This is a genomic window from Kitasatospora sp. NPDC043949 (assembly GCF_056435365.1).
Map to the genome: position 1 here is coordinate 52926 of NZ_JBWKEQ010000047.1, position 8800 is coordinate 61725.

Annotated in this window: 8 protein-coding genes; 5 read left to right on the forward strand and 3 right to left on the reverse strand. The window is 73.0% G+C overall.

The features are described 5' to 3' along the window. Together AC07AL_RS30095 and AC07AL_RS30100 are read right to left on the reverse strand one after the other, a co-directional pair. Positions 1 to 340, reverse strand: a 340-nt coding sequence (locus tag AC07AL_RS30095) for a 3-deoxy-7-phosphoheptulonate synthase (protein WP_478318902.1), incomplete at its 3' end; no start/stop codon positions are given. Positions 341 to 835: 495 nt separating this feature from the next. After that, on the reverse strand, positions 836 to 1585 hold the full coding sequence (locus AC07AL_RS30100; RefSeq protein WP_363632359.1) for a 50S ribosomal protein L11 methyltransferase: 750 nt from the start codon (positions 1583 to 1585) through the stop codon (positions 836 to 838). Between the two features lie 261 nt (positions 1586 to 1846). Here AC07AL_RS30100 and AC07AL_RS30105 point away from each other — a divergent pair, with 261 nt between their 5' ends. Further along, complete coding sequence (locus AC07AL_RS30105) at positions 1847 to 3775, forward strand: helix-turn-helix domain-containing protein (protein ID WP_478318903.1); 1929 nt, start codon at positions 1847 to 1849, stop codon at positions 3773 to 3775. 38 nt (positions 3776 to 3813) lie between these two features. Here the strand turns inward: AC07AL_RS30105 and AC07AL_RS30110 are convergent, their stop codons facing one another. Beyond that, positions 3814 to 5043, reverse strand: a complete 1230-nt coding sequence (locus tag AC07AL_RS30110) for an IS701 family transposase (RefSeq protein ID WP_371516079.1) — start codon at positions 5041 to 5043, stop codon at positions 3814 to 3816. A gap of 273 nt (positions 5044 to 5316) precedes the next feature. Between AC07AL_RS30110 and AC07AL_RS30115 the strand changes: the two genes are divergently transcribed. From AC07AL_RS30115 to AC07AL_RS30130, 4 genes are all read left to right on the forward strand, one after another. Beyond that, positions 5317 to 6303 carry an NADPH:quinone reductase gene (locus AC07AL_RS30115; RefSeq protein WP_363587037.1) on the forward strand — a complete coding sequence of 329 codons (987 nt, stop codon included), beginning with the start codon at positions 5317 to 5319 and terminating at the stop codon, positions 6301 to 6303. A gap of 134 nt (positions 6304 to 6437) precedes the next feature. After that, positions 6438 to 6917: an RrF2 family transcriptional regulator gene (locus AC07AL_RS30120; RefSeq protein ID WP_363587036.1), complete on the forward strand. Its 480-nt coding sequence runs from the start codon at positions 6438 to 6440 to the stop codon at positions 6915 to 6917. A gap of 78 nt (positions 6918 to 6995) precedes the next feature. Further along, entirely contained in the window at positions 6996 to 8216 is a 1221-nt protein-coding gene (locus AC07AL_RS30125) for an MFS transporter (RefSeq protein WP_363632354.1), read from the forward strand. A gap of 258 nt (positions 8217 to 8474) precedes the next feature. Continuing rightward, positions 8475 to 8800: thiamine pyrophosphate-binding protein (locus tag AC07AL_RS30130; RefSeq protein WP_478318904.1), on the forward strand; the 326-nt coding region annotated here is incomplete at its 3' end.

Below are 8800 nucleotides of genomic sequence, written 5' to 3' on the forward strand. Positions count from 1 at the left end.
GTTGGGCAAACCCGCCGACCGTCCAACCGACCCGGACTATGGGTGGGGGGGGGCGCGGCGTGACGAGGCCGGCAAGGACGTACAGTAGTCTTCTCTTCCCCCCCCCCCCCCCCCCGGTGCACTCCGCCGGGTCCTCGGCGCAGTCGCCGATCTGTACGACCTGGGCCCGCCCGGCCGCGACGTCGGCGAGCACGGAGCGCAGCCGCCGGACGTCGGCCGGGCCGACCAGCGGCGGCAGACCGGCCAGCCGGTCCTTGATGTCGGGAAGGTGCTCGTGGTCGGCCCAGTCGGGCTGATGGAGTGCGGGCCGGGACAGGAGCGCGGACAGGGCGGTGACCATGGGGGTCTCCCGGGGCGAAGGTGCGCCGGCTCGGCGGCGCGCACGGAAGGGCGTCGTGGCGAGGCTGTGGATGGCACGGGTCAGGGAGGAGCGGCCGGCCCGCGGGCCGGGTCCCGGTCCGGCAGCGGTCCGCCGGCCGCCGAACGGCTGAGGCTCTTCCAGATCTTGTGGCGTGCCACCAGGTGTCGCCAACGCCCGCCCCCGCACTTCGTCAGGTGGCGGATACTCCATCAGGTGGCGGCACACTCCGTCAGATGTCGCCCCGGCGCGACCGAGAACGGTGACGGCGGGCCCTCGACGAGGTCCGTCCCGAGGTGGCGGACCGGCGAGATCCGGCCATGGAACGGCTCGGGCGCGCGCCCCATCTGGACGCCGTACAGCACGGCCGGACTCCGGTGGCCCACGCATCCCCCGGGGTGGGCGGACCACCGTGCGCAGGCACCTCGTGGCATGTGCCGAAGTCGGCGTGGCAGATCGGGCCGCCGGGCTCGGACGTCAGAAGCCGGTACCAGGTGCCGTCTCGCCGCCGGACCGGCCGCGCGCCACGGTCACCTCGATCAACATGTGCGCGACCTCCTCCTCGCCCTCCGGGAAGACGCCGCTGCGCACCACCCGCAGGGTGCGCCCGCATTCCTCGGCGATCCGGAGGAGCGCCGTCAGGTCGCCGCGCTCGCTGAAGTGCAGCAGCACCGAGCCGCCCGGAGCCAGCCGGCCCGGAGCCTCGACGAGGAAGCGGCGGTGGGCGGCGTAGCCCGGGTCGACGTAGCCGCGCTCGTGCATCGTCCGGTAGCGGTAGTCCTCCGGCGCGAGCACGTAGTTGGAGTGCCAGAAGACGGTGTCGAAGCGCTCCTCGGGCGCGAGCGCGGCGAACAGGTCGCTGTGCACGCTGTGGACGCGGTCGGCGACGCCGTGCCGGTGGGCGTTCATCTCGGTGTTGCGGACGGCGGCCTCGTTGATGTCGCCGGCCACCACCCGTGCATGCCCGGCCAGTGCTGCGGCCACCGCGATGACGCCGGTGCCGCAGCCGATCTCCAGCAGCGAGCCGGAGCGCCCGGCGGCCCGCGGGTCGTCCAGACCGAGCAGGCGCATGGAGATCTCGCTGGTGGGCGAGTAGACCGGGGCGAAAATCCCTGGCAGCAGGTCCCATTCACGGCCGCAGAGCCGGAAGGTCGCGGGCCGGTGCGGGTGCTCCAGCGCGGCCCTGCTCCGTTCCAGCGAACGGCGGTAGTCCTGTAGCGCCTTCATGTCGTCCGCCTGTGCCCCCCACCGCGCCAGCTGGGCGTTGTCGCCCGGACCACCTCCCCGGTGGCCACCACGTCATCCTCCTCAACCGGCACGGGCGGCGGGAAGGTGACCCGGCAACACATCGGGGCCACTCGGCGGTGCCCCCTCCACCGTCCAAACCGTGGAATCATCCGAGCCCCACCCAAAGTGACATGATAAACACTTTGCATTACCTGGCATGTGCCAGGCAAAAAGGCTGATGTGCACGGGTGGGGGTAGGGCATGGCCCAACAGGGGGTCCGTAAGCGGCCTGACGCGCTGACGGTACTGACCTTGCTGGTGGCGGAGGCACCACCGGCGCGCATCGAGTCACTGCTTGCCGAGGCCGCCCGCGGCGGCGCCCGCGAGTCCGAGACGGCCGCACTGGAGCGGGCCGTCCGGCTCGGACTGGACATCTGCGCCCAGCGCCGCGGGCGCCAGCAACGCGAGGCGGGCCTGTCCGCGCTGCTCGACACCGCCCGGGACCTCCTCGTCCCCGACACCCTCGACGGGGTGCTCAAGGTCGTCACCCGGCGCTCGCGCCTGCTCCTCGGCTCGGACATGGCGTACGTCAGCTTCCCCGGACCGGAGGACGGCCTGTCCTACATCCGGGCGTCGGACGGCCACACCTCCACGCTCAACGTCGGCCTCCAGCTGACCGGCGGCTCCGGACTCGGCCACGCCGCCGTCGCCAACCTCGCGCCGGTCTGGACCCCGGACTACCTCGACGACAACCGGATCCAGCACAGCACCGACATCGACGAGGTGGTCCGGGCCGAGGCGCTGCGCGCGATCATGGCCGTCCCGCTGAGCTACGGCCCACACCCCTTCGGCGCGCTCTACGTCGCCGACCGCAATGTGCGGCACTACACCCCGGAGGAGATCTCCACCACGAACCTGCTCGGCGAGCTCGCCGGCCTGGCCGTCCAGCGCGCCCTCGTCCTCGACGACGCCAAGGCCACCGCGCAGACCCTGCGCGAGGAGCACGGACGCACCACCGAGTCGCTGCGGGAGCTCAGCGAGCACCGGCGCATCCATCACGAGCTGATCGAACGGGCGCTGACCGACTGCGAACTCCACGGTCTCGCCGAAGCCGTGAGCCGGAACCTCGGTGGCGCGCTGCGGATCCACGCGGCGGACGGCACCGTCCTGACCACCACCGGCCGGATGCCCGAGACCGGACCCGCCGCCGCGGAGGTGCACGCCGCCAAACGCCCGGTCCACACCGCGGACGGCCTCTGGGCGGCCCCGGTCACCGCCGGAGGCGAGATACTCGGCACCCTGGTGTTCCGCCCCGAGGACCTCCCCGCGGCCGGCATCGACGAACTGCTGCACCTGGCCGCCCAGGCGGTGGCGGTGCAGCTGCTGCGCACCGGCGACACCACCGTCGTGCAGGGCCGCGCCCACGGCGAGCTGATGGAGGACCTGCTCACCAGCGCCCAGCGCCCGCCACAGCAGTTGGAGGAGCGCGCCCGCCGGCTCGGCATCAACCTGGCCACGCCGCACGTGGTGGTGGTCGTCCGCCCCGAGGCCCGAGCGGTCGGCCGGGCCTGCGCCCTGGCCACGGGCCTGGCCCAGCGACTGAACGGGCTGCGGGTCGGGCACGGCGGCAACGCCGTGCTGCTGCTGCCCGGCACCGACGCCGGCACGACGGCCCGGGCCGTCCTGAACGAACTCGCCCCGCTGCTCAGCGAACCGGTCACGGTGGCGGCGGCCGGGCCGGTCGCGGACGCCGCCTCGGTCTACCACTGCCACCAGGAGGCGCTGCGCTGCCTGGAGGCGATGATCGCCCTCGACGCCACCGGCCGCTCGGCCTCCCCCCGGGAGCTGGGCTTCCTCGGTGTCCTGCTCGCCGACAACCGGGACGTCCGTTCCTTCGTCGACTCGGTCATCGGTCCGGTGCTCGAGTACGACCGGCAGCGGTTCACCGACCTCGGCCGCACCCTGGACGCCTACTTCGAGACCGGAGCCAGCCCCACCCGGGCCGCCCAGAAGCTGCACGTCCACCCGAACACCGTCGCCCGCCGCCTGGAACGCGTCGCGGAACTGCTCGGCCCCGACTGGCAGGACCCCGGCCAAGCGCTCGAAGTCCAGCTCGCCCTACGGCTCTCGCGCGTCCGCGACCTCCTCGTCAAGGACGGCCCGTCGGCGGGAGTCGACCAAGGGACCTAGTGCCTGTCGGGGCGCGGGCGTGATCCGGAAGAGTGCCCCTAGCTCACGCGGCGGAGCGAGCGGCCGCCGGTGTGGGAGAGGGCCACGACCGCGTGTGCGGCCGAGGCGAGGGTGACATGGCGGTGCCAGCCGTTGAAGGAACGGCCGGTGTAGTCGCGGATGCCGGTGCGGTCCGCGATCTCGTCGAAGTCCCGCTCGACCCGGCCGATCCGCAGGCTCAGCCGGAACAGCTGGGCCGGCGTGGCGTCCGGGACGTCGGCCAGCCACAGCTCCTGCGGCCAGCGCCGGCCGGAGCTGCCCGCGCCGAGCAGCAGCAGGTCGCGGTCCGGGCCGTCCGGCCTGCGGCTCACTCCCAGGGAGCGGGCCGCCCCGGTCACCGTCCGCACCCGGACGGCACCGACCAGCGCGGTACGCAGCCCGGCGTCCTGGCCGTGGTCGGTCCAGGTCACCATCCGCCTGCGGTCCCGGCACGCCCCGATGATCCGGTGGGCCGGCATCGCCTCCGCGCCGTGCCCGGCCCCCTCGGCCGGGCGGAGCGGCAGCGTGCTGTTGATCCGCACGAGGAACGGCACCCCCGCCGCGCGCAGCCGCCGCAGCGCCTTCATCCCGTCCAGCTCCCGGACGTCCATCACCACCGGCAGCGTGGGCAGCCGCCAGTCCGAGGTCAGCTCCAGCACCGCCTCGACCGAGCAGTCGCCCAGCGTCCGGGTGTCCACACTCGCCGGGATGGACGCCTGGCTGCGCCGCGGCACGTCGTCCAGCCACGCCCGGGACAGGTGCAGCCGCCAGTTCACCGGCATGCTCACCTCCTCGGACGCCGCCCAGACGCCCACCGCCTGCTGCGCGTTGAGCACCTGGCCGAGCGAGGAGATGAACCGGCGATCCACGCCCACCGAGTGCTCCCCGGCCTTCGGGATGACCGTCTGCTGCACCACCCAGGCCTGCGGCGGCGCGACGGACGTCACGTAGTGCGCCAGCGCGGCGCGCACCGGGTCCCACTCCCAGGTGGAGCTGCTGATGAAGTGGTGCAGGTTCTGCTCCGTGGCCTGCCCGCCGATCAGCCGCGCGATGTTGCGCACCGACTTGCGGCCCTCCGCGCCCAGCAGTCCGCGCAGGTACTCCACACCCTTGCGGCGCTGGTCCGCCCGGGGCAGCGACGCGAACAGCGCCGGGCACAGCTCCGAGAGGACGATGTCGTGGGAACTGCCAACGCCCGGCGTGCGCCCGGGTGTTCGCGTGTCCCTGATGTGCAGGGCGAAGTCGCTCATCGAGATCCCCAACCTCTACATGGCAGACGCATCTTCAGATGGGTCGACGGTATGCAGAGGGCTCAGGCCGGGCCCAGGTGCACCGGGCACACGGCTGCACGCGCGGCCTATGGCCGGACCACCGGACAGAGCGCGCGAGCAGGCGCGATCGCCCCCGGAGCCGCCCGGTGGGGTGTGCCGGGGCCATCAGGGGCGGGCCGACCGCGCGCGAGTTGACGAACAAACGGCTTCCGTGCGGCACCCCGGCGTTGACCGGTGGAAGACTCTCCGAGCATGCGAGCAGCCTTCATCGAGGCCCTCGGGCCGCCCGAGAACATCCGCTACGGCGAACTTCCCTCCCTCCGTCCTGGGCCGACCGACATCCTGGTCGACGTCACGGCCACCACCGTCAATCCGGTGGACACCTTCGTCCGCTCCGGCCTCTTCCGCACCCCGGTCGCGTTCCCGTTCGTGATCGGCCGCGACCTGGTCGGCACCGTCGCCGCGGCCGGGCCGGCCGCCCCCGGCTTCGCCGTCGGCGACCGGGTGTGGACCAACAGCCTCGGCCACGGCGGGCGCCAGGGCGCCGCCTCCGAGCAGGTCGTCGTCCCCGCCGACCGCCTCTACCACCTCCCTGAGGGCGTCCTCCCCGAGGAGGCCGTCGCCGTCGTCCATCCGGCCGCGACCGCCTACCTCGGCCTGTTCACACACGGCCGCCTGCGGGCCGGTGAGACCGTCCTGGTGGCCGGCGCGGCCGGGAACGTCGGCTCCGCGCTGGTCACCCTCGCCGTCGACGCCGGGGCCCGGGTCGTCGCCACCGCCTCCGCCCGGGACCTGGAACAGTGCCTCGCCCTGGGTGCGGCCGAGGCCCTGGACTACCGCGATCCGGACCTCGCCGAACGGCTCGCCCAGGCCTGCCCCGGCGGCGTCGACCTCCACCTCGACACGTCCGGGGAGAACGACCTGGCCACCGCCGTCGACCTGCTCGCCCCGCGCGGACGGATCGTCCTGCTGGCCGGCGCCCGCTCGCGGCCGATCCTCCCGGTCGGGCCGCTCTACATGAAGGACTGCTCGATCGCCGGCTTCGTGATCTCGCATGCGACCAGCACCGAACTGGCCGAGGCCGCCGTCGGCATCAACCGCCTGCTCGCGGCCGGACGGCTGCGCCCCCTGGTGGTCGAGACCCTTCCGCTGAGCGCCGCCGCCGAGGTCCACGGCCGAATGGAACGCGGCGAGCTGCACGGCAGACGGGTGGTCCTCAGGCCCGATTCGCGGGCCTGACCGGTCGGCTGCTCACCGTTGTACCGGAGGTCCGGCAGGGCCGCAACGCCCTCGTCGGGCCGCGACTTGACATATTCCGGACCTCCGGCGTGTCCGGCCTGCGTCGCAGAACCTGGACGTGTATTGTCCTGGTTATGCGAATGGGTGAAGGAGTCGAGTGGGGCCTGCACTGCTGCCTCACCCTGGCATGGCTCGACAGTGAGCAACCGGTTCCGACGGCACGGCTGGCGGCCTGGTTCGACCTGCCGCCGGCCTACCTGACCAAGCGCCTACAGGCACTGGTCCGGGCCGGCATCCTGAGCTCGACACCGGGCTCCAAGGGCGGCTTCCGGCTGGGCCGACGGCCGGAGAAGATCACCCTGATGGACGTGGTCGCCGCCATCGAGGGCCCCGACGACGTGTTCCGCTGCACCGAGATCCGCCAGCGTGCGGACGGCGGTGGCGCCATCGCACGGGAGTTCCGACAGCCGTGCGGGATCGCCACCGCGATGCGCAAGGCCGAACTGGCCTGGCGCCGCGAACTCGCCGGGCAGACGGTGGCCGACCTCATGGCCGCCGCGCCGGGCGGGGCCGCCGACCGCACCCGACGCCACTACGCCCGCATGACCGGCTGACCGCACCGCCCGACGGTCCGACCGCCTCACCGCGCGGCGACACCACAGCACGCGCACCGACCCGCAAGGAGAATCTGGATGTCCAGTGTCTCGATTCCGGCCGACCGGAAAGCTCCGGCCGAACCCGGCTCACCACCCCAGGGCGGCCTGTCCTCCACCCTCGTCCTCGCCTTAGGGACGTTCGCCGTCGGCACGGACGCCTTCGTCGTGGCCGGCTTCCTCCCCTCCATGGCCCAGGACCTGCACGTCTCCCCGGCCACGGCCGGCCAGTCGATCACCGTCTTCGCCGCTGCCTACGCCGTCCTCTCCCCCGTCCTGGCCACCCTCCTCGCCCGGCTTCCCCGCCGAACCCTGCTGATCACCGCACTGTTCACGCTCGGCATCGCCAACCTCGGCTCGGCACTGGCCCCCAACATGGCCGTGCTGATCATCAGCCGCATCATCGCCGCCGCCGGCGCCGCCGCCTACACCCCCAACGCCGGAGCCGTCAGCGCCTCCCTCGTCCGCCCCGAACTGCGGGCCCGAGCCCTCGCCGTGGTCATCGGCGGCCTCACCATCGCCACCGCACTCGGCGTGCCGCTCGGCAACGCCGCCAGCCACTGGCTGGGTTGGCGCACCGCCCTCGGCCTCGTCGCCGGACTCTGCCTGCTCGTCGCCGTGATACTGCGCCTGATCATGCCGTGGCTCCCCGGCAACGTCCGGGTGCCGCTACGCACCCGCCTCGCCGTCCTGCGCCGGCCGGCCGTCCTCGCCGTCCTGCCGCTCACCGTCCTCGGCATGGGCGCCAGCTACACCGCGTACGCCTACAGCGTGCCCATGCTGGAAGCCGTCAAGGTGCCCGAGCGCTCCATCCTGTGGATGCTCTTCCTGTACGGCCTCGGCGCCGTCATCGGCAACCTCGCCGCGGGCTACACCACCGACCGCTGGGGCTCCACCAAGGTCCTGATCGTCGGCTACACCGCCATGGTCGTCGCCCTCGGGTCCCTCGCCTGGCTCGCCGCCTCCGACTCCGACCTCAAGCCCGTCGTCGGCCTGCTGGTCCTCCTCTGGGGCGCCAGCAGTTGGTGCCAGACACCCCCGCAGCAACACCGCCTGATCGAGGTCGCCCCCCAGGAGGCCCCGCTGGTGGTCTCCCTCAACTCCTCCTCCATCTACCTCGGAATCGGCCTCGGCACCATCATCGGCGGCGCCACCCTCGGCGCCGGCGCCGCGACCGTGTACGGCCTCGGCGCGGCCATCGCCGCCATCGCCCTGGTCTTCCTGCTCTTCACCCACCACTCGCCCACGAACAAGGGCTGAGACGCGAGACACTCCTTGCGGGCCGGGCAACTCCCTTCCGGCCAACGCTTCCTGACGGCACGGCGTCGCACCGAGCGCTGAAACACCCCTCAGCACGCGACGACCGACGACCGGCGCGGAGACAGACCCTGCTGCCCCGGTTTCCCCGACACGTCCCTGGCCGCCCAACGGCGCCGCGCACCGCAGCGGCCCCGGCCACGGACACCACCCGGCACTCCCCGCCGGACCACCACGTCGACGAAACCGAGAGATTGCCAGATGACCCAGTTGAGCGAGTCCCCCGTGACCACCCACAGCACCGAGACCACCGGATCGACCCCAGCGCCGTTCACCCCCGACGCACGGACCGGGCCCGTGGAGTCCGCGATGACCGGCGCCCAGGCATTGATCCGTTCACTCGAAGAGGTCGGAGTGGACACCGTCTTCGGCATCCCGGGCGGGGCCATCCTTCCCGCGTACGACCCGCTGATGGACTCGGCCAAGGTGCGTCACATCCTGGTCCGGCACGAGCAGGGCGCCGGCCACGCCGCCACCGGCTACGCCCAGGCCACCGGCCGGGTCGGGGTCTGCATGGCCACCTCCGG